Source organism: Spongiibacter thalassae (assembly GCF_012272835.1).
Classification (GTDB): Bacteria; Pseudomonadota; Gammaproteobacteria; order Pseudomonadales; family Spongiibacteraceae; genus Spongiibacter; species Spongiibacter thalassae.
In genome coordinates this window covers 82,720-103,860 of the sequence record NZ_JAAWWK010000005.1, presented here as the reverse complement: position 1 = coordinate 103,860, position 21,141 = coordinate 82,720, and the positions used below count along the sequence as shown (strand labels likewise).

Genomic DNA, 21,141 nt, shown 5'->3' with positions numbered 1-21,141 from the left:
CGATGACCGAAAGTACCACACGCCCCCGCCGATCCTGCCAAGCCCCCACCACAATCTGCTGAGCCTGATTCTGAAGTCATTGATAAAAGCCCTTGTTCTGGATAATTATTTTCAGAAATGCGCAATAGTCCCGCTAAAAATTTCAGCACAACGTGACATCCGTCGCGCTTTTTTTGCGTAAATAATGCAGGCGGCAAGTACGGACTATTACCCGGTTTGCCACTACTGGACAGCCAAGCGGTATAGCAAAATGGAGTTGTCGCGGAAGGACCCGTGTCAACACGCTGATCAACGACACGATCATTTTTGGTGGAACCTTAAGGAGAAGACCATGTTTGAAACGACCCTGCACAACCACCTCGCCATGCTTGTCGGCGCCATGGTAGTACTGACCCTGTTTATACCCAGCCTCGGTTAAGGTACTTCCCATCACTGCACCACCGCTGACACAGGGGGTGCAGCTCACAATCCTCCCTGCACATTCCATCCTTCTAACACATAGACAATATCTCACGCCGAGCACGGGCGATGACGCCTGTCGTTTTTTCGGGACAGGGGTACACTGGAATTGTCAGGGATGACTGGGTGCGCACAGGGATGTTAAGCACCTCCATGCCTGTCGATAGGGTTGGTACATGCAGAACAGGGAAAAGGTTTTGCCCGACCCAGGCACCACGGACGGATGCTGTATCGGCAAAGGCAAATTCGGGAATGAATGGTCTCCTCCCCGAAAAGACTACCCCAGCGAGCGCTGGGGTTTTTTTTGCCCGGATTTCAGCAAAGGGGCTTATTCGACGATATCCACCAGCTCGACATCAAATACCAGCGCCGAATTCGGGCCAATCATCTGTCCTGCACCACCGGCACCGTAGGCCAACTCGGGCGGAATATACAGGGTCCACTTGGCGCCGACTTTCATCAGCTGCAATGCCTCGGTCCAACCGGGAATCACACCATTTACCGGGAAGGTAACAGTTTCGTTGCGCTTGTAGGAGCTGTCAAACACGGTGCCATCGAGCAGCGTGCCCTCATAGTGCACTTCTACCTTGTCCTCGGCGCTGGGCGACTCACCCTCACCTTTTTCAATAATTTTATACTGCAGACCGCTTTCGGTCGTAATCACGCCTTCCTCTTTGGCGTTTTTCGCCAGGAATTCCTCAGCGGCCTTCTTGTTCACTTCGCTCTCGGCCTGGGCCTGCTCCTGACGCGCCGCCATTTGCTTCTGCTGGAAGTTTTGCAGCGTGGTCATGATCTCTTCGTCGCTCATTTTCAGCTCACCGCCCGCCAGTGCATCGCGCACCCCGGCACTGAATGCGTCGACATCCAGGGGCAAGTCATCACCAAAACGCGAACCGATATTGGCGCCAATACCATAGCTGACCTTCGCGATTTCAGAATCGAGTGACGGCTCCGCATTTTTCTCGCCGCCGCAGGCGACGAGCAGCCCACTGATCACCACCGCACTTAAAACTGTCTTTTTCATGCAACTACCTTATCTGGAAAGGAATTGATTGCCGCCACCATGGCAGCACAGGGTCAGACCATAGTCTGCCACAAGCGTTCACGGTTACACAGTGACTCAGCGATGAATTCACTAACTCAAAGGCAATAGCATCCCACACACAAGTTTGTATAATGGAAATTGACCGATTTTTAATCAGCCCTCGGGTTTCTGACTATGGCCACCAGCAAGAAGAGCACCACTCTCGGATCGATCAATCAGCTGCAGCAGCTGCAGTCAGAGCTGAACGCCCTGCGCGAAAAATCCATTGAGGTAATGGAGAAAAATCTCCAAGACATTGAAAAATCTATAAAAACCAAGTCTATCGCGACGCAGAAGCAACGTGATTTAATCGCAGAAACCCGACAAAAACTGGCCACCCTCGACAGCAAAAGCCGTCAGCACCGACGCATGACAGATAAGCTGGAGAGCGCTACCCAGAGCCTGCAAGCCCTGCAAAATGAATTGGCCCATTTGCGCAGCGAGTCCATTGAGCAGAAATTGCGCATTCGTCGGGAAAAAGCCGTGCTTAAGGCCATTACTGGCGCCGAAAAGGCACTAAAAGCACCGGCAGCAGCGAAAAAGCCCGCAGCCACCACAAAAAAGAACGACACCAAGGCAGCGGCTACCGTCCCCGCCACGCCAGTGGCGAAAAAGGTCGCCGCGAGAAAGCCGGGAAAAGTCACTGACATCAGCAAAGCGGCGGCAAATTCTCCCCCCGCCCCCGCCAAAAAAGCCGCTACCGGCCCACGGGCCGTGCGCCGCCGCAGCAATGTACCCAAGCATATGAGCGATATTCCCAGCCACCCGAAGAATCAGGCCGACCGTCTGGCCTCTCTGTTTGACGACTATTAGGGCCAGACTTACACCACCGCCCGTTCGAATTGGCCCAGCGCCGCCCGCGCCCGCGAAGAGTGGCAACGCGGCACAAACAGGGCCATATTCGCTGAGATAATGGTGGCGCGATCCGCTACTGTGTCGGCAGGGGAGACGCCCCAGCCAGCGATTTCCACCATAATCAGCTCCACCTGCCAGTGCTCCGCCGCCAGTTCGGCCTCTTTAAGCGCGTTGTAGCAGCGCTGCTGGCCGGCACTGCCGGCCTCCTCGGCCACCTTCCGACGCAGCTGTCGCAACACCGCCACACAGGACTCACGTGGCACAGCTCCCGCGACCGTCAGCTGCTGCAACTCCACCTCAGAGAGCCGCCTGCCACAGTGCCCCAGATAAGCAGCGGCCAGCAACAGAATGACATCCACACCGGTCTCGTCTTGCAGGCACAAGCAGGCTTCCTTCACCTGGTCGCGGGCATAGACCTGCAGGGCGTACTGCCAGAGGGGGTTTTGTGTGTCGGCCATCGAAATTCCTCTCGTCAATGGATCGCGGCGGGCTATAATCGCGCCCCATGATAGAACTCATCGATCTCAGCTTACAACGCGGGGGCAAACCCCTGCTCGAAGACGCCTCGCTGCGGGTGAACCCCGGCGAGCATATGGCGCTGGTTGGCGCGAACGGCAGCGGCAAGTCCAGCCTGTTCAAGCTGCTGTGCAAGGAATTGGGCTACGACAGCGGCGAGCTGCACCTGCCCGGGCACTGGCAAATCGCGCAGATGCGCCAGGAGGTCGATGCCAGCGACCGCCCGGCCATCGACTATGTAATAGACGGCCACGCCGCCTTCCGCCGATTGGAGAGCGAGATAGCGGCTTGCACCGACGACCACCGACTGGCCGAGCTGCTCGGCGAAATGGAGCTGATTAACGCGTACCAGATTCGCAGTGATGCCGAACGACTGCTGCAGGGCCTCGGTTTTCAGCAACAGGAGATCGAACGCCCGGTTAACGGATTTTCGGGGGGCTGGCGTATTCGCCTGAACCTCGCCCAGGCGCTGATGTGTCCCTCTGATCTGCTGCTGCTCGACGAACCCACCAACCACCTCGACCTCGACGCCAGTATGTGGCTGGAGCAATGGCTGCGCCGCTACGAAGGCACCCTGCTGCTGATTTCCCACGACCGGGATTTTATCGACGCCTGCTGTGACTTTGTGGTGCATCTCGAACACCATCAGTTGTACCGCTATCGCGGCAACTACAGCGCCTTTGAGCGCCAGCGCAGCGAGCGACTCGCCCAACAACAACAGGCCTTTGAAAAACAACAGGCCGAACGCGCCCATATGGAAGACTTTGTGCGCCGCTTCCGCGCCAAGGCGAGCAAGGCCAAACAGGCCCAGAGCCGCCTGAAGGCACTGGAGCGGATGAGCGAAATCGCCCCGGCCCACGTCGATTCACCCTTCAAGTTCCGCTTTTATGCGCCAAGTCAGTTCTCTGACCCCCTGCTGAGCATTAGCCAGGCGTCGCTGGGCTACAGCGAGCCGATTCTGCGCAACGTCAATTTGAGTATTCATCCGGGCAGCCGGGTTGGCCTTCTCGGCGCCAATGGCGCGGGTAAATCGACACTGATGAAAACCCTCGCCGGCACGTTGTCGCCCCTGGCCGGACAGCGCCAGCAGGGTGAACATATTTACATGGGCTACTTCCACCAGCACCAGCTGGAATCCCTGGACCTCCACGCCAGCCCCCTGCTGCAATTACAGCGCTTGCGCCCCGATGCACGGGAACAGGAGGTACGCAACTTCCTCGGCGGCTTTAACTTCAAGGGCCCCCGTGCCGAAGGCGACTGCCTGCATTTTTCCGGCGGCGAAAAGGCGCGGCTGGCACTGGCTATTATTGTCTGGCAAAAACCCAATATGCTGTTGCTGGACGAACCTACCAACCACCTGGACCTGGAAATGTGCCACGCGCTGACCAGCGCCCTGCAGGATTTCGAGGGGGCGGTCATTGTGGTGTCCCACGACCGTCACCTGCTGCGCAATACCGTTGATGAATTCCTGCTGGTGGATGACGGCGCCGTCACCCCCTTTGATGGCAGCCTCGACGACTATCGGCAATGGCTGCTCAGCCGGGACAAGACCTCTGACAATGGCGACACCGGGGCGAGCCCCGAGGAACCGGTGGTCGACAGGAAACGCGCCCGTCAGGAGGCCGCCGCCCGCCGCGCCAAACTGGCTCCGCTCAGCAAGGAAGTGAAAAAGCTGGAAAGCCGTATGGCTACCATAGGACGGGAGCTGGCCGACATTGAGCAGCAGCTGGCCGACCCCGCCCTGTACGAAGACAGCAACAAGCAGAAGCTCAAGGAATTACTCACCCGCCAAGGCACCCTGCGGGAAGAAAACAACGGCGTCGAAGAGGCCTGGCTGACCCTGCAGGAAGAAATGGAAGCCCTGGCCGACGAGTTGTAACGCAAGCCACCGCCCATATCGAGCATTGCCCCGCCTGGCGTCTTTCGCTATGGTTTCGCTTCCCTGAAAACTGGCCAGTAGAGCTTCATCATGCCCCTGTCTTTACCCATCGATATCGACGCCATCAAAGGTTTTCTCGCCGAAGATGAAGCCGAAGCCCTGCTGCACTTCGCCCGGGAGCAGGCCGGCAACGGCCCCCTGCTGGAGGTCGGCAGTTACTGTGGCAAGTCTACCCTGTATCTGGCCGCCGCCTGCCGCGAGGCTGGCAGCGTGGTATACGCCGTAGACCACCATATTGGCTCGGAGGAACACCAGCTTGGGGAGATGTTTCATGACCCCGAGCTGTACAACGCCCAGGAAGGTATTTTCGACACTTTCAATGAATTTCGGCGCAACCTGCGTACCGCCGGACTGACCGACTATGTGGTGCCACTGGTGGCCCCCTCGTCGGTGTGTGCCCGTCACTGGCAGACACCGCTGGCCATGGTATTTATCGACGGTGGCCACAGCCTTGAAGCCGCATTGGAAGATTACCGCTGCTGGGCCGCCCATCTTCAGCGCGGTGGCATTCTCGCCATCCACGATCTGTTCCCCAACCCGGAAGAGGGCGGTCAGGCACCGATTGCGGTATATCGCCTGGCGCTGGCGTCGGGTCTGTTCGAAGCGGTCAGCCGGGTTAACAGCCTCGGTGTACTGCGCCGAATATAAGCGCTGCTAGCGCGGCGGATCAACCGCCTCCGCCGAGCTGGCATTCACTCTGAACCAACCGGCAATGCTGTGACGCAGTCGGGTCGCAAGCGCCACCTCATGGGGGATTTTCTCGCTGAGAAACACCACCAGAGTGCCCATTAACGGAATAACCTGCTGATCCGGCTCCAGCGATGCGCTGTCGGGATAAACCAGCAACTGCCCACCATCGGCCAGCGTCCACCCCGGATTGAGATAGAGCACCGTCGACAACACCCGATTGCTGCGACCGCGAAAGGCATCAACATGCTTCTTGTAGAAACTGCCCGCAGGATAGCGGGCAAAGTGGCACTCGTAGTCGAATAAACCAAGAAACAAGCGGCGATTGAGCCCGACCCGCAATTGCTCCATCCACGCGAGGTAATCCCGTTCCACGGCGGAATCGCCACTCATCCAGCGGATTTGATCCCGGCGCACAAAGGGGTTGCGGGTAAAGTCATCCGCCCGCCCCACCCCGGCGGCCCGAAAGTCTTCATCGGCCATCGCCAACACATGCTGTAACAAGCCCTCGCTCAGCTCGGGAGGCAGGGCCACCGGCAGGTGCACAAAGCCGCTGGCCACAAGGCCATCGGCGATCTGGTCGTACAGCGCTTCGCTGTCGACGGCGTATTCGACTAATTCAACTGACACGGCGGTTTCCGGGGACTAGGGCATGGTACGCAGCAAGGCGAGAAGGTCGGGAAGATACTGCATATAGCCCCCCCACTGCCAGAGCTGTTCGCGCCGAGGTGGTAATAATTCCCGATGTACTTCGTCGATCAGCCGATGCAGGCGCCGCCGACGCCACATGCGGTTAAACAGACATTCGATCAGCGGGGCAAGCAGCGGCGTCAAAACCAGCATGGTGCAGGCGCCCACCACAGCTCCAGTGATGCTCACCCACGACGGCACGCCGAACCACGAGGCCCACCACGCGCCCAAAATGCCCTGCTGGCTGATATACAGGCTGCTTGCCATGGACACGCCGACCAGTGACGCGCTGCCGATCACCACCTTGTCGCTGAGGCTGCGCCCGGCGACCCCGAGCAACACAAACAACAACAGCTCCCGGCCACCCTCGTGGCTGCCACCCCAGCGCGCCACCGCCTGATGCAAACGCCGGGTCGCTTGCTCATCGTCGGGCAGCGACGGCTCGCGACGTGGCGATGCTGACATCGGCGACGTGTGGATCTGCGCCTCCAGCCGCTGGCGCAGCCCGCTGAGGTCCAACACCTCATTGGCCAGTAGCAGCGCGACTTCCTGCTCCTTGCCGGTTAAACGGCGGGCGCGGTCTGCCGGACGGCGGCGCAGCATCCGCCACAGGGCGCGGGGCATGGCCAGCAGGTCGCCGGGAATATCCCGCCAGTGCCGGCGGTGGCGATCACACACCGCCGGCAGAGAGGTAAAGTGTTGTCGATAAACCCGATCAAGCCGCTGGTGGGCATCCTCAAAATGATGGTCCAGCGCCAGCTGCCACTGCTCACGCCAGTTCTCACAGAGCGCTTCGTCGTCCAAATGCCGATGACTCATCTATGCCCTTCAGGTTGACTCATATTGCAGAAAGCCCTTGTAAGCGACTGAGCATGCACACAAAATAGCTGCGACTACACAGCTAACGGCCGCCGCCATGTCAGAACAGACTGAATACGTTAAATGGTTCCGCAACTCTGCGCCCTATATAAATGCCCACCGCGGTAAAACCTTTGTATTGATGCTTAGCGGCGAGGCCATTGCCGACGGCAACTTCGCCAATATTGTGCACGATATCGCCCTACTGAACAGCCTCGGCGTGCGTCTGGTGCTGGCCCACGGCGCGCGACCACAGATCGAGGAGCGGGTGCACAGCTGTGGTCTGGAGAGCCAATTCCACAATGACCTGCGGGTGACCAACGAGCAGGAACTGCGCTGTGTCACCGAAGCGGCGGGCGCCATGCGCGCCCACATCGAGGCACTGTTATCCATGGGGGTCGCCAACTCGCCCATGCACGGCGCGGCAATTCGAGTGTGCTCCGGCAACTATGTATTGGCACGCCCCCTCGGCGTCATTGACGGCGTTGATTTCAAGCACACTGGCATCGTGCGCAAAATCGACGCGAAGGCAATCAGCCACCAGCTCGACCACCAGAATATTGTGCTGCTTTCCCCCCTGGGCTACAGCCCCACCGGGGAGATCTTCAACCTGACCTCAGAGGATGTCGCGGTGCACTGCGCCGCCTCGCTGAAGGCGGACAAGCTGATTCTGCTCACCGCCGAAGCCGGCCTGCTCGACGCTGACGGCGAACTGATTCGCCAGTGCGAATACCGCGATGTCGATGCCGAGCTGCAAAAACAGCCCCTGCTGGCCAGGGACAGTATCGTACAGGCGGTGGTTGACGCCGGCGACCTGGGTATCGACCGCTGCCATATGGTGTCCTTCAAGAGCGACGGCGCCCTGTTGCAGGAACTGTTTACCCGGGATGGCGCGGGCACGCTGATTACCCAGGAACACTACGAGCAACTGCACACCGCCAGCATCGACGATGTCGGCGGCATCCTCGCCATCATCGAGCCCCTGGAAGAGCGCGGTGTCTTGCTAAAGCGCTCTCGGGAGCTGCTGGAAAACGAGATCGAGCACTTCACCATATTGGTCAGGGACGGCATGGTGATCGCCTGCGCCGCCCTGTACCCCTATCCGGAGCAGCGCAGCGGCGAAATCGCTTGTGTGGCCACCCACCCCGACTACCGCGGCGCAGATCGCGCCGAGCGCCTGTTGGAGGCACTGGAGGCCGCCGCCCGCCGCCAGGGACTGGAAAGTGTGTTTGTGCTTACCACCCAAACCTCTCACTGGTTTCAGGAACAGGGCTATGTCGACTGTGCGGTCGCCGACCTGCCACCGGCGAAACAGCAGCTGTATAATTTTCAGCGCAAGTCCAAAGCCTTTATCAAACAACTGTAGCAAAGCGATGCGAGTACCCAGAATTTATACCAGCCAAGCGCTGGCAAACGGCGCCACCATCGCTCTCGAAGAACGTGCCGCCCACTATTTATTGCAGGTGCTGCGAATGAAGGTGGGCCGCGAGCTGCGGTTGTTTAACGGCGACGGCAGCAGCTACCACGCCGTCGTCAGTGCCGCTACCCGGCGAGACATCAGCTGTACCGTTACCGCCGTCGAAGGGGATGTCCACGCCGAGCCTGCCCTCGATATTGAGCTGGCCATCGGTATTTCCAAGGGCGACCGTATGGACACGGTGGTTCAGAAGGCCACCGAGCTTGGGGTGTCGCGTATCGTACCGCTGCGCACCGCCCGCGTTGACGTGAAACTGGATGACGCTCGCGAGCAAAAGAAATGGCACCACTGGCAACAGGTGATGATCAGCGCCTGCGAGCAGTGCGGCCGCAATCGTCTGGTGGAGCTGGCGCCCCTGCAAAGTCTGGAGCACTGGCTGGGGGAGTGCAGCGCCGCTCTGAAACTGGTGTTGCAGCCCCACGACGACGCGCCACTTTCCGCCCGTCAGAAGCCGGAAAGTCTCGCCCTGCTGGTGGGACCGGAGGGAGGGCTCAGCGCCGAAGAAATTGATTCCAGCCTGGCGTCGGGGTTTACCTCATTGCGCCTCGGCCCCAGGGTGCTACGCACGGAAACCGCACCCCTGGCAGCGCTGAGCATACTGCAATTCCATTGGGGCGACATGGGCTGAGACCCACGCGCTAACTCAAAGAATCGTTGTTCTCGGTGGTATGCTCGCTGGCGGCCTCGGTCGGGGCCTCGCCAATCGTATGCAGAATTTTCGCCTCGACGGCATCGAGATTCGGTACGATCAACCGCTGGCCATGCACCAGCACCTGGGCATAGACCGCTTCGCGCTCAGCCAGATCGGTATTGTCGTCCAGCTGAATATCCACTTCCCGCAAGCTCAGCAAATGGGGCACCGAGGCTAGGATAATGGCGTAGTGCGGCAACTGCTCATGGGCGGTGAGACCGCTCATCACCGCCACCTGACGAAAGGACGCCGTGTCTGGCATCACACCGTCGCGCAGGGCTTCAAAACTGACCAATGGAATATTCTTGCTGCGCCAGCGCATCAAGCCGACCACGCAGTCAGATGACAGCGCACTGACCAATTGCCCCGCCGATGCCACCTCGGTAACACAGCTGTTCGGCACCAGCAGGCCACCGCCCTTCAGCGGCATAATTAAATTGGCCAGGGATGCTCCGGCCTGCACCGCATTGCTCATGGGTTTTCCACCTTGGCTAACACTTCTTCAATCGCTTTTAACAGCTGAATTTCCTGATAGGGTTTCCCCAGGAAGCGGTCCACGCCGAGACTGGATGCCCGCTGACGGTGTTTCTGCCCGGTACGGGAACTGATCATAATGATGGCAATGGACGCGAGGCGGGGACTGCTGCGCAAGCGGCTCGCCACCTCAAAGCCGTCCATGCGCGGCATTTCAATATCCAGCAGCAACACATCAGGCAGGGTCTCCATCTCCTGAAGCAGGTTCACCGCTTCCAGACCGTCCCGGGCGAGACTCACCTTGATCTGCTGACGTTCCAGCAGGCGTGAGGTAACCTTGCGCACCGTCACCGAATCGTCCACCACCATTACGTGCTTGGCGTCAGCGGGATGCTGCTCCAGCGCAATGTGCTGATCGGCACGTTTCAGCCGGCGCGCGGCATCGGCGCGAATACTGGCCAACATATCCAGTATCACCACCACGCTGCCATCACCCAGTACTGTCGCACCGGACAGATCCGGCACGGCGGCGAACTGGGGCCCGAGAGCCTTCACCACCACCTCGCGGGAACCCATCAGGGAGTCGACCTGTATGGCAGTGGGTGGCTCAGCGTTGCGTATCAGCAGCACCGGCCGAGGGTCAACATGCCCCTCCAGGTGAGGCGCATTAACGCCTATCATCTGACCCATATAGCGCAGTTGGTAACTCTGCCCGGCATACTCGAAGTCCGGCCCACCTTCCTCGTAGTAGACCTCCAGCTCGTAGGGGCTGACCCGCACGATACCTTCTATATTGTTCAGCGGCACGGCGTAGACTTCACCGCCCACGCTGACCATCAGTGCACGGTTAACCGATACGGTAAAGGGCAGACGAATCTCGAAGCGGCTTCCCTTGCCCCGCTCGCTGTGGACATCGATGGAGCCGCCCAGCTGTTTGATTTCGCTGCGTACAACGTCCATACCGACGCCACGCCCGGATATCTGGGTGACATTGTCCGAGGTGCTGAAGCCCGCATGGAAGATAAAGTCGAGCAACTGCCGCTCGCCGATTTCGACGTCGGCACTCAGCAGGCCCAGCCGCTCCGCCTTGCGACGCACCGCCTCAAAATCGATACCGCCGCCGTCGTCGCTGATTTCAATAAGTACATCGCCGCCCTGCCGGTCAAACCGCATCGACACCATGGCGGTATCCGGCTTGCCTGCGGCGCGGCGCTGCTCAAGGCTCTCGACACCGTGATCGACCGCATTGCGCAGCATATGCTCCAGCGCGGGAATAATACGTTCCAGCACCCGCCTGTCCATTTCACCTTCGGCGTTAAAAACCTGGAATTCAACCTGTTTGCCCAGCTCCCCCGCCAGCTGGCGAATGCCCCGCCGCAACCTCGGCACCATGCGCGAGAAGTGAACCATCTGCGAACGCATCAGGCCTTCCTGCAGCTCCGAGTTGATCCGCGACTGCTGCAACAGCAGGGTTTCCATATCGCGGCTCTTGTCCACCACTGTATTGCGCAGGTCAACCAGATCCGACGCTGACTCCAGCAGTGAGCGCGACAGCTGTTGCAGCTGCGAATAACGGTCAAATTCCAGAGGATCAAATCCCTCTGCGCCCTCGCTTTCCATCTGTTCCTGACGGTGGATAATCTGTGCTTCAGTTTCCATATCCAGCCGACGCACCTGTTCCTGCAGGCGCTCAACGGTCATTTCCATTTCTTCGAGGGAGAAATGAACTTCGTTAACCTGCTCCTCTACCCGACCACGGGCAATAGAGGTTTCACCTGCCAGGTTAATCAGACGCTCCAACAGTTCGGAGGGCACTTTGATCATTTCCTGGGGACCGCGATTCAGCGCAGCCAGGGGTTGCTGCCGCCCTGCTACCGGCGCTTCCGCTGCCGCTGTCAACGACGCCGCATTGGGCACACCCTCTACCAAATCGGCAGCCTCCGCCGCACCGCCCTCAGGCTGTTCAAGCGCCGCCCCGGCAAGTACGCCCTCAAGACTGCGCACCAGAGTGTCCTGGGCCTGCTGCACCTGTATCAACAGCTGCGACATGTCGGTACCGCGGTTCACCAAGGCTTCGGCAATCAGCGTTTCAAGATCGTGACAGCGGTCACCAAGGGCGCTCATGCCCGACAGACGCGCCCCGCCCTTGAGGGTATGCAAGTAGCGCTGAATATCGTCAAGAGGTTGCTTGTCGCTGAGATCTGCACGCCATTCCTGCAGACTGGCATCGAGCCCCTCCAACAGGTCGCGGGCCTCCTCCAGAAAGATTTCGAGGATTTCCGGGTCGACGTCATCATCAAGCTGGATCTCGGTCTCAGCCTGGGCTTCGACTTCGGCGACAAATTCCTCGAGGCGCGAGGTTGCCAGCGGCTCTGGTGATAGCGCAGGGCCGTTGGCATCGCTCTCGGCAACATCGCCAAGGGGCATTGCCGCCTCCGGCAACGCATCCAACCCTGTTTCTGACTCTGCTTCGGATTCCGGCGGTTCTGGTTGGTCTGGTTGTTCTGGCTCGAATGTTAAATCCGATGGACCGGCTGACTCTGGCTGGCTTGCCTGTTCCTGCTCTGCCAGCACGTCATAGTCGCGCAGTCGCTCAAGCAAGCGAGGGTTTTCTACCGCCGAATTTTCCGCGGCGAGCTGATTGAGGTCGTCCATTAGCTGGTCGAGGCTCTCCTCCACCAGACTGACAAACCCGGGGGACACCGGTGTGCTGCAATGACTCAGCAGCACCTCCAGCGCATGGGCAAGCTCCGCGGTGGGCTCGCTGCCAATTTCCTCGGCGCGCTGGGCAAAGTGCCCCATACTCAACGCATATTCGGTAAACAGACTACCCGGAGGGCTCCCCTCGGCGAGCTGCAGACGCTCTTGTAACGACTGTATCTGATCGCCAAAGGTCAGCAGAAAGCGATCCAGGGCACCCGATGGCACGGCCTGTGACGCCGAGTCACCATTGGCCTCGGCCTCAGCCAGCAACTTCAGGGACATCGCTTCGATTCGAGTGCGCAACACCTCCGGCGTAGTCAGCGACGAGGCATCGGTATGGCGCAGGCGCGATACCAATTTCCGGGTTTCCGCCAACACATCGGCAATCAGCGTCACCAATGCCTCGTCGGCGTAAATTCGCATCGCCCGCAGCTCTTTCACCAGTCCCTCAAGAGGCGTAATGATACTGGCCACGGCCCACACTTCGGCCATCTTTGACGACCCTTTAAGGGTGTGCAGGGAGCGCTGCAATTCGTCGGTCAATCGCGCGGGATAGGAATAAACGTTGTTGACGAAATTTTCGATAACGCCGAGATGGACTTCCGCCTCACCAATAAAGACACCGGTCAACTCGCTTTCTTCACTGCTGCTTTGCGCGGCGCGGGTGACCAGCTGGGGCGACTGTTCGCGGCTCAGCGCGGCCGCATCAACCAACACACTGTGCAGGCGCGCTGGCGGCAACGCTCGCCCCTGGGCCAGTTCTTCGATCAGCTCCGGTAGTAACTGGCTGGCAGCCTCGACGGTATCAAAGCGCAGCGAGTCCATGGTGAACTGGCCATCTACAACCTTGTTGAGCATGTTTTCCACCGCCCAACCCAGCTCACCACACTGCTCAGCCCCCACCATACGGCCGCTGCCCTTGAGGGTATGAAATGCGCGGCGCACATCGGCAAGAATTGAGGTCGACGCCAGACCGCTTTTCCAGCGCGGCAGCTTTTCATTGAGCGCGCTCAGTACGTCTCCGGCTTCCTCAATAAAGATGTCGACAATATCCGGATCCAGCTCAACCGCGCTGCCTTCGGCTTCGGCCCCGTCAACCGCATCATCCACCATCGACGCGCCGTGATCGGTTTCTGCCACGCCCGCCGGCGTGTGAGTATCAGCCGGATTCAGGGAGACGATATTATCCGCTGTGGGCGCAATGCCGGAATCGCTCAAGCGCGCAATACAGTCTGCGGCCACCGCCATCAGATTCTGGTCATCACCATCGGCACCCACCCCGCAGCGCTCGAGATAGTAATCCACCGAAGTGAGTGCATCGGCAAGAGCGTCGAGCGTCGACCATGTTGGCCCTTCGGCCGCGCCGATCAGTGTGTTGTCGATGTAACCGGCCGCACTGTCGAGTATCGACGCCGCCTCGTCAAAATTGGCCTCGCGCAGGGTCTCTGCCAGCTCCGACAGCTGTGCCGGCAGGGGGCGCAGATGTTCGTAGTCCCACTGTTCGGCGACATAGTTAACAATCGCCTCCTGGCACACCGACAGGGTCTTGCGACCGTTCGTGATCAGGCTGCGCCGGGCGTCATTCAGCGCCTCTGCAGGCGAGGCCTCGCCAACGTCTTCGCCGCGGGCTTCAAGCTGTTCTACCAGGCGCTGGAGCGCGCGGCTCACACCCTGTGCCGTAGGCAGCGAGGTAGAATCGTCAAGTAATTTTGCCACCGCACGCAGAGCCAACAACGAGTCCTGCAAGCCGAGCACAGCCATGCCGTCGGCAATATCATTAATCTGTATTCGCAGCGGTGCACTGGGACCATTGAGGGCATTCACCGAGGCTGACTGCAACGACTGCACCAGACTTTGCAGCGCGCGGGCAAACAACTGCTGCTGGCCGCTGATTTCGAGCAAGCCCGTTTCAAGCTGCTGCTGGCTGCGCAACTGTTGCAATGCCGCGGAAGAATAGTCGCCGCACAAGGCATAGAACATGACGTCTTTTTGCAGCGTCTCCACTCGAGTGCCGTCGTCACCCGCCACATCGCGCAGCACTCTGTCCAAGCGGCGCAGCATATTGTCGAGCGCCTTGTTGCCAGGTGAACCATTTGCGTCGACACCATCGAGCAGCGCACTTGCCGCCAACCACAGTGTCTGCTGCTTGCTGCCCGCTCTAAGGCGCACCATTCGGTGGCTTACCTTCTGTAAATACTGCAGGCCTTTTGCCCGATCGGCGCCGCCGCGAAAATAGCTGGTCAGCGCCAACTGGAACATTTGCCGCAATTTTTCCAGCAGCTCGTCGACATCCTCGCGTTTGGGCGGCTGACCCTGGGGTGGCACTCGCTGCGGGGAAAACAACAGCCCGCTGGACAGCAGAGGCTGGCGGCGAACAACGCGCAGCTCGTTGAGCATCAGCATCAACGACACCGGCAGTTCACAATGGTGGGCGCGCAATGCTTCGAGGTAACCGGGAATATCGTCGGCGACGCTGGCAACCGTGGTCAGCAATTCCGCGCGCTGGCCGGAGGCGATTGCACCGTCCATCACCGCGCGCACCGCCTGCTCCATTTCCGATACGAGCAGCGCCGCACCGCTGAACTCGATCATTTGCAAGCTGCCGTGCACCTGATGCAGCAGCCCGGACACCGACTCCAGCACCACGGTATCGACGTCGTCGCCGCCCAGGCCACGGATCATCGCAACGCACTGCTGCAGCGTTGCGCGCAGTTCGGCGGTCAGCCAATCAAGTGCAATATAGTCTCGACGATCACTCATATCCCTGAACCCGGTTTCCTGTAGGGCCTGTATCTGGCTAGCTTGTTTGGCCGGGGAGCGTGAAGCCCGCTACCGAACTGCGCAAGTCATCGGTCATCTCAGCCAGCTCACCGATTGATTTTGCGGTTTCGGTGGTACCGGCAGAGGTTTGCGAGGTGAACTCCTGGATAATTCTCATCGTAGACGAAATTTGCCCGGCTGACTTGGCCTGGTCGGCGGCGGCGTTCGAGATCGTCTCGATCAACTCCGCCAGCTCCTGGGATACAGTCTCGATCTCTGTCAGTGCGGCACCGGCGTCCTGCGCCAGACGGGCACCCCGCACCACCTCCGAGGTCGTCTGCTCCATCGAGATAACCGCCTCGGAGGTGTCTGACTGAATGGTCTTAACCAGGGCTTCAATCTGCTTGGTCGCCCCGGAGGAGCGCTCTGCGAGGCGCTGAACTTCGTCGGCAACAACCGCGAAACCACGGCCGGCGTCACCGGCCATCGACGCCTGGATGGCCGCGTTAAGGGCGAGGATATTGGTCTGGTCGGCGATGTCGTTGATCAACGATACGATATCGCCGATTTCCTGGGTTGATTCCCCCAGACGCTTGATACGCTTCGAAGTTTCCTGAATCTGTTCGCGGATATTATCCATACCCTTGATCGTGTTCTGTACCACCTCGGCGCCGGTATTTGCGATAGCAACCGAGCGCTGGGCAACCGCCGCGGATTCCCGCGCATTGCTGGATACCTTGTCGATGGTGACCGCCATATCGGTAATGGCCGCCGACGCACCGGAGATTTCCCGCGCCTGACTCTCGGAGGCCTCAGCGAGGGTCAACGCCGTCGACTGCGAGCTCTGTGCGGCCGAGGAGACCTGTTGGGCGGTTTCATTAATTTGCGACACCAGCACCCGCAATTGGTCGATGGTGTAGTTGATCGAGTCGGCAATAGCGCCGGTAAAGTCCTCGGTCACCGTCGCCGACGTGGTCAAGTCACCATCGGCGAGATCTGCCAGTTCGTCGAGCAGACGCAAAATAGCCGTCTGGTTGCGCTCGTTGGTTTCCGCTGTGGCCTTCAAACGGCGCTGGGTACTGCGGAATGAACTCAGACTCAGAAAGGCCAGTGCGAAGAAAATCAAACCGGCAAAGCCCAGTGCACTGGGTACCGACAACGGCCGCGATTGATCCAGGCGACTGATCGCTGCTGAAAGGTCACTGGTCACCTGCATGATTTCAGGGACGTTTACCACAATCGATTCAGCGGCTTCCGTGGACTTCGACAGCTCCGGCGACACCTGGAATATTTCGTCTACCGAACCGCTAATCATCTGGAAGTCCTGCCCGATACGCATCAGCAGTGCACGGATTTCCTTGCTGTTCACACGGTCTATGCCCAGGCTTTTGTTCCCCTCCAGCAGACCACTGACGACCGTGCCAAACTCCCGTGCATCCAGACTGAACTGCTCCGCCGCCGATGTCGCCTCATCGCTGCCCTGAAGCATGCGATCGACGTTTCGGGCAATTCGCTCCAGCAACCAGGACTGGCGCTGGGCCAGGGCAACCTGACTGGCAGATGCGCCTCCGTTAAGCAACAGTGCCACCACGTCGTTGTTTGCTGACTGCAATTGGGGAATCAGTCGGTTAAGGTTTGTCGCGACTTCATAGAGGAAAATAATCCGCTCGCGGTTGCTGACGATGGTCTCTGCCGCCGCATCAACTTTCTCCCACAGCTGATTGAGCTCGTTGATATCTGACCCGAGCATATTGGCCGGTGAGGGCAAGTCACTGGTGCCGTCAACCAGCTGCCGACGCACGGCTCTGAAATTCCGCTGCGACCGCGCCAGAGTATCGAAAGAGGCAGTGTCACCCAGTGCGGCTTCGCGGGAGGCGTTGGCCAGCTGCTGGGCATACAACCGCATTTCTCCGGTCAATTCCAGGTAGCGCTGGTCATAGTCCGCATCACGCAGAATCACATAGGTATTAAACCCTGCGCCGACAAACCCTACCAGGATAAGGCCGACCAACACGCTGACAGTACGGCTTGTTCGCAGCGCCGATCTGCCCCCCTGATTATTCGCTTTCATTCGCCCCGACTCCAGAATCGCAGTTGTTGTATTCAAGTTTTATGCTGACCGCCTGTGCGCGAATTGATCTGTCTTCCACACAGACAAAGACGGCGCCACTGGCGCCGGCATTCGCCGCCGATTATTCAGGCTGCGACATTATAAAAATCTTCATCTTCAATTAAATACGGGGGACGAAACAGCGCCCATTGGGTGCCCCCCTGTTTGTAATGGCCATCGATATAGCGCTGCAAGCTTGGCGGAAAGTTCTCGCTGTCGTGCTGAAAGGCGTCAAGCTGGAAATGCTGCATACCAAACACTTCATCAACGATGAGTCCGATATAGATATCGCCGTGCTCCACCACCAGTACGCGCCGGCTGGAACGCTGCTGCACTGCGCCGCGCTCCAGGAACGCATTTAAATCGAGCAGTGGCAACAGGCGCCCGCGCACATTGGCCACGCCCTTGATCCAGCTTTTCACCCCGGGCAAACGGGTCGCCACCGGCTCGGTGAGCACCTCGACAATTTCCCCCATCGGGGCGACACAGCGATGACCATCTACGGAAAAACCGACGCCACTCCACAGCGAGTCGGAGGCGTCCTGAATCGTGGTGAGATTACCGCTGCCGCCGCGACTGCGGCGGGCAAGCTCGGTGAGATATCGAAAGATATTAAGCGGCTCAGACATCGACGTCGGCCCGCTCAGTTCAACACGGCTTCGATAGTTTTGATGAGTACCCGACCATCGACCGGTTTGGTGATATACCCCTTTGCTCCCTGGCGCTGTCCCCAGAGGCGGTCGGTGTCCTGACTCTTGGTGGTCACTATGATAACCGGCACGCCGCTGGTCTGCGGGTCGCGACTGAGCTGACGTGTTGCTTGAAAACCGTTGAGACCGGGCATCACGATATCCATCAATACCACATCCGGCATCTCGGTCTTGACCATTTCTACACCCTCTTCACCGCTGGCAGCGGTAATGACCTCGTAGCCACGTTTATGGAGAATCTGGGTGATTTTCAGAATCTCAGTGGGTGAATCATCTACGATTAATACGCGTGGCATTGCATCCCTCTCGCTAAAACAATCTGCCTGCTTACAGTTCCGGGCCGTCGGACTCTGCTTATCGAGCTGCTACGGTTAGTCGACCGCTTCGTTAGCGACGTGGGTCTGGATCGCGTCCAGCAACTCATTTTTACTGAAGGGCTTGGTCAGATATTGATCCGAGCCCACGATACGGCCTTTGGCCTTGTCGAACAAGCCGTCCTTGCTGGACAGCATGATGACCGGCGTGTCCTTGAATTCACTGTTATTTTTGATCAAGGCACAGGTCTGATAACCATCGAGACGGGGCATCATAATATCGACAAAAATAATGTCCGGCTTGGTATCGGCTATTTTCGCCAATGCGTCAAATCCGTCGATGGCAGTTATGACGGTACACCCGGCCTTGGCCAGCAGGGTCTCAGTCGTCCGACGAATGGTCTTGCTATCGTCGATAATCATGACCTTAAGGTCGGAAAAATTAGCGTCCATATACACCTAAACCCCAAAATAAAGACGAGCCGCGCTCACGATCTACTTGCGGACGCGCCTTATAAAACCGTGAAATGTGGCAAAACACAAGCGGACAGGCGCGGTAATGTGACCAAGCTCTGCCGCCGACCCACAGCCCCTTTACCACCATCGCAGGCGCGATGTTCAAATTGCGCGCCAGGTCTCGTATACGTTATTTTATGTCAGTGGAAACGGCGAAGTCTCAACCAAACCGTCCCGAGGATACGCTTTTTTCGTTAACATAGCGCGACGGCTTTAACAGTTATCACATTTATCCGGTAACGCGGTTTACTGTCCGCCTTTTGGACCGACCACCGGCGCGCACCATCCAACATCTGCCACAGGCTTATATATGACAATCCGGCTAGGCGTGGTTATGGATCCCATAACCCAGGTCAACTACAAGAAAGACTCCACCCTCGCCATGCTCTGGGCAGCCATGGGTCGCAGCTGGGACATTCACTACATGTGCCTGCCAGATCTGTACATTGAAAATGGCCGTGCCCGCGCCCGCAGCCAGAGTCTGCGCGCTTTTCGCAATCCCGACGCGTTCTACGAGCTGGGCGAGTGCCAGGATATCGACCTCGGCGACCTCGACGTGATCCTGATGCGCAAGGACCCGCCCTTTGACAACGAATTTCTCTACGCCACCCATATTCTGGAGCTGGCCGAACGACAGGGCGCACTGGTGGTCAATCGGCCGCAAAGCCTGCGCGACTGCAACGAAAAGCTGTTTGCCCTGCAATTCCCCCAGTGCGCGCCGCGCCAGCTGGTCAGCCGCGACCCCCGGCGCCTGCGGGAATTCTACCGGCAGCACGGTGACGTGATTATGAAGCCGCTGGACGGCATGGGTGGCAGTTCCATCTTCCGCCTGCGCGAGGGCGACCCCAACGTGTCGGTGATACTGGAAACCCTGACCAATCACGGCCAGGAAATGATTATGGCCCAGGTCTATTTGCCGGCCATTACCGACGGCGACAAGCGCATTCTGCTCATCGACGGCGAGCCAGTGGAATACTGCCTGGCGCGCATCCCCGCCGCGGGTGAAACCCGAGGCAATCTCGCGGCCGGCGGCACCGGTCGAGCACAACCGCTGAACGATCGCGACCGCTGGATTGCCGAACAGGTCGGCCCGGTCGCTCGGGAGAAGGGCTTGTTGCTTGTTGGTCTCGACGTTATCGGCGACGCCCTCACTGAAATCAATGTGACCAGCCCCACCTGCCTGCGGGAAATAGACGCCCAATACGGCACCGACATCGCCGCACGACTGCTCGACTGCATCGCTGGCAAACTCAAGGATCGCAAGCCGCTATGACCGGCAGGCAGGGGGCTGTTGTTCCGCAGTATGCCAACGGCGACATCGCCGCGCTGCACAGCGGGCTGCAACCGTCACCTGAGCGGCTGGGCTTTATTATCTGCTTCGCGACGGCCCTCCATCTGGCGATGATTCTCGGCGTCAGCTTTGACATGGACGACATCCGCCCACGACTGCCCAGCCTCGAAGTCACCCTCGCCCAATACCAAAGCAAAAGCCCACCGGACAAGGCCGACTATATTGCCCAGTACGACCAAGCCGGCAGTGGCACCCTCGACGACAAAGCGGAGCTCAGCAGCCGTCGTGAAAGCGCCTATCACCACAATACCGCGCCGACCGAGGAGGTGCTGAAACAGGCCCGCCGACAAGAGCTGCGCGACAGCAAAACCCTGCTACACAGCAATGCTGACGCCTCCCGCGCACTCAATGTCTCCACTGCCCGGGACAAGCGCCAGGTGGAGCGCCATCAGGGCGATGACGACACCAGTGAGCTCAGCGACAATATTGCCGCGCTGGAGGCTCAACTGGATCGTTTGAATCAAAGCTATGCCAACATGCCGAGACCCAAATTTATTACCTCGGTGGCAACCCGCGGCTCGCCGGATGCGCTGTACCTCGACCGCTGGGAGTCCCACATCGAGGAAATCGGCAACCGCTACTACCCCGACGAAGCCCGCCGCACCGGCATCGAGGGCGAACTGCGCCTGCTGTTGATGCTGTTCCCCGACGGGCGCATCGACGAAGTCCGCATTATGAGCAGCTCCGGCAATCCCCTGCTGGATCAGGCCGCCCACCGCATTGTTCGCCTCGCTGCCCCCTTCGAGGCCATTCCCGCCGAGGTACTTGACGGCAAAAATCGCCTTGGCATCGTCCGCACCTGGCGCTTCGAGCGCGACGCCCTGCGCGCCAGCGGAAGCTGATTCTTGAGTTTGTCGGGATTTGACCCATACTGTTAAGGAATGCTCATTAAAGGCGCCCGCCGGGGTTGCCACCACACCGATGCTGTCAACCGGAGCGCTGTACAC

The 21,141-nt window shown here is 59.2% G+C and carries 18 protein-coding genes; 8 read left to right on the top strand and 10 right to left on the bottom strand.

What is annotated here, in order from left to right; genetic code table 11:
• The first annotated feature begins 184 nt into the window (after nucleotides 1-184).
• Nucleotides 185-418, top strand: coding sequence for a hypothetical protein (locus tag HCU74_RS13860; protein WP_168451033.1), 234 nt, complete (start codon nucleotides 185-187; stop codon nucleotides 416-418).
• Nucleotides 419-787: 369 nt separating this feature from the next.
• On the opposite strand, the gene bamJ is transcribed toward HCU74_RS13860, so the two are convergent.
• Nucleotides 788-1,483, bottom strand: coding sequence for a BamJ family beta-barrel-assembly machinery protein (gene bamJ / locus HCU74_RS13855; protein WP_168451032.1), 696 nt, complete (start codon nucleotides 1,481-1,483; stop codon nucleotides 788-790).
• A gap of 195 nt (nucleotides 1,484-1,678) precedes the next feature.
• On the opposite strand from bamJ, the gene HCU74_RS13850 reads away from it, so the two are divergent.
• Nucleotides 1,679-2,356, top strand: a complete 678-nt coding sequence (locus tag HCU74_RS13850; protein ID WP_168451031.1) for a hypothetical protein — start codon at nucleotides 1,679-1,681, stop codon at nucleotides 2,354-2,356.
• A gap of 8 nt (nucleotides 2,357-2,364) precedes the next feature.
• On the opposite strand, the gene HCU74_RS13845 is transcribed toward HCU74_RS13850, so the two are convergent.
• Nucleotides 2,365-2,856 carry a TIGR02444 family protein gene (locus HCU74_RS13845; RefSeq protein ID WP_168451030.1) on the bottom strand — a complete coding sequence of 164 codons (492 nt, stop codon included), beginning with the start codon at nucleotides 2,854-2,856 and terminating at the stop codon, nucleotides 2,365-2,367.
• Between the two features lie 47 nt (nucleotides 2,857-2,903).
• On the opposite strand from HCU74_RS13845, the gene HCU74_RS13840 reads away from it, so the two are divergent.
• Nucleotides 2,904-4,793 carry an ATP-binding cassette domain-containing protein gene (locus HCU74_RS13840; RefSeq protein WP_168451029.1) on the top strand — a complete coding sequence of 630 codons (1,890 nt, stop codon included), beginning with the start codon at nucleotides 2,904-2,906 and terminating at the stop codon, nucleotides 4,791-4,793.
• A 90-nt stretch (nucleotides 4,794-4,883) separates the two neighbouring features.
• Nucleotides 4,884-5,501 carry a class I SAM-dependent methyltransferase gene (locus HCU74_RS13835; protein ID WP_168451028.1) on the top strand — a complete coding sequence of 206 codons (618 nt, stop codon included), beginning with the start codon at nucleotides 4,884-4,886 and terminating at the stop codon, nucleotides 5,499-5,501.
• A gap of 6 nt (nucleotides 5,502-5,507) precedes the next feature.
• On the opposite strand, the gene HCU74_RS13830 is transcribed toward HCU74_RS13835, so the two are convergent.
• Both HCU74_RS13830 and HCU74_RS13825 read right to left on the bottom strand, forming a co-directional pair.
• On the bottom strand, nucleotides 5,508-6,170 hold the full coding sequence (locus HCU74_RS13830; protein ID WP_168451027.1) for a 2OG-Fe(II) oxygenase: 663 nt from the start codon (nucleotides 6,168-6,170) through the stop codon (nucleotides 5,508-5,510).
• A gap of 15 nt (nucleotides 6,171-6,185) precedes the next feature.
• Nucleotides 6,186-7,049, bottom strand: coding sequence for a hypothetical protein (locus HCU74_RS13825; protein WP_168451026.1), 864 nt, complete (start codon nucleotides 7,047-7,049; stop codon nucleotides 6,186-6,188).
• 97 nt (nucleotides 7,050-7,146) lie between these two features.
• On the opposite strand from HCU74_RS13825, the gene argA reads away from it, so the two are divergent.
• Nucleotides 7,147-8,454, top strand: coding sequence for an amino-acid N-acetyltransferase (argA, locus tag HCU74_RS13820; RefSeq protein ID WP_168451025.1), 1,308 nt, complete (start codon nucleotides 7,147-7,149; stop codon nucleotides 8,452-8,454).
• 7 nt (nucleotides 8,455-8,461) lie between these two features.
• The gene (locus HCU74_RS13815; protein ID WP_168451024.1) at nucleotides 8,462-9,193 is read left to right on the top strand and encodes a 16S rRNA (uracil(1498)-N(3))-methyltransferase; all 732 of its coding nucleotides are present in this window, start codon (nucleotides 8,462-8,464) and stop codon (nucleotides 9,191-9,193) included.
• A 10-nt stretch (nucleotides 9,194-9,203) separates the two neighbouring features.
• On the opposite strand, the gene HCU74_RS13810 is transcribed toward HCU74_RS13815, so the two are convergent.
• The 6 genes from HCU74_RS13810 to pilG all read right to left on the bottom strand — a co-directional run bounded on the left by HCU74_RS13810 (nucleotide 9,204) and on the right by pilG (nucleotide 18,780).
• The gene (locus HCU74_RS13810; protein ID WP_168451023.1) at nucleotides 9,204-9,731 is read right to left on the bottom strand and encodes a hypothetical protein; all 528 of its coding nucleotides are present in this window, start codon (nucleotides 9,729-9,731) and stop codon (nucleotides 9,204-9,206) included.
• Nucleotides 9,728-15,193 carry a hybrid sensor histidine kinase/response regulator gene (locus HCU74_RS13805; RefSeq protein ID WP_168451022.1) on the bottom strand — a complete coding sequence of 1,822 codons (5,466 nt, stop codon included), beginning with the start codon at nucleotides 15,191-15,193 and terminating at the stop codon, nucleotides 9,728-9,730. The genes HCU74_RS13810 and HCU74_RS13805 overlap by 4 nt, the downstream gene beginning before the upstream one ends.
• Before the next feature lie 37 nt (nucleotides 15,194-15,230).
• Entirely contained in the window at nucleotides 15,231-17,264 is a 2,034-nt protein-coding gene (locus HCU74_RS13800) for a methyl-accepting chemotaxis protein (RefSeq protein WP_168451021.1), read from the bottom strand.
• A gap of 125 nt (nucleotides 17,265-17,389) precedes the next feature.
• Nucleotides 17,390-17,932 carry a chemotaxis protein CheW gene (locus HCU74_RS13795; protein WP_168451020.1) on the bottom strand — a complete coding sequence of 181 codons (543 nt, stop codon included), beginning with the start codon at nucleotides 17,930-17,932 and terminating at the stop codon, nucleotides 17,390-17,392.
• Nucleotides 17,933-17,946: 14 nt separating this feature from the next.
• Nucleotides 17,947-18,309, bottom strand: coding sequence for a response regulator (locus tag HCU74_RS13790; protein WP_168451019.1), 363 nt, complete (start codon nucleotides 18,307-18,309; stop codon nucleotides 17,947-17,949).
• A 75-nt stretch (nucleotides 18,310-18,384) separates the two neighbouring features.
• Nucleotides 18,385-18,780: a twitching motility response regulator PilG gene (gene pilG / locus HCU74_RS13785; protein WP_168451018.1), complete on the bottom strand. Its 396-nt coding sequence runs from the start codon at nucleotides 18,778-18,780 to the stop codon at nucleotides 18,385-18,387.
• Nucleotides 18,781-19,153: 373 nt separating this feature from the next.
• Here pilG and gshB point away from each other — a divergent pair, with 373 nt between their 5' ends.
• Nucleotides 19,154-20,116, top strand: coding sequence for a glutathione synthase (gene gshB / locus HCU74_RS13780; RefSeq protein ID WP_168451017.1), 963 nt, complete (start codon nucleotides 19,154-19,156; stop codon nucleotides 20,114-20,116).
• Entirely contained in the window at nucleotides 20,113-21,036 is a 924-nt protein-coding gene (locus HCU74_RS13775; RefSeq protein WP_168451016.1) for an energy transducer TonB, read from the top strand. The genes gshB and HCU74_RS13775 overlap by 4 nt, the downstream gene beginning before the upstream one ends.
• Nucleotides 21,037-21,141: the final 105 nt, after the last annotated feature.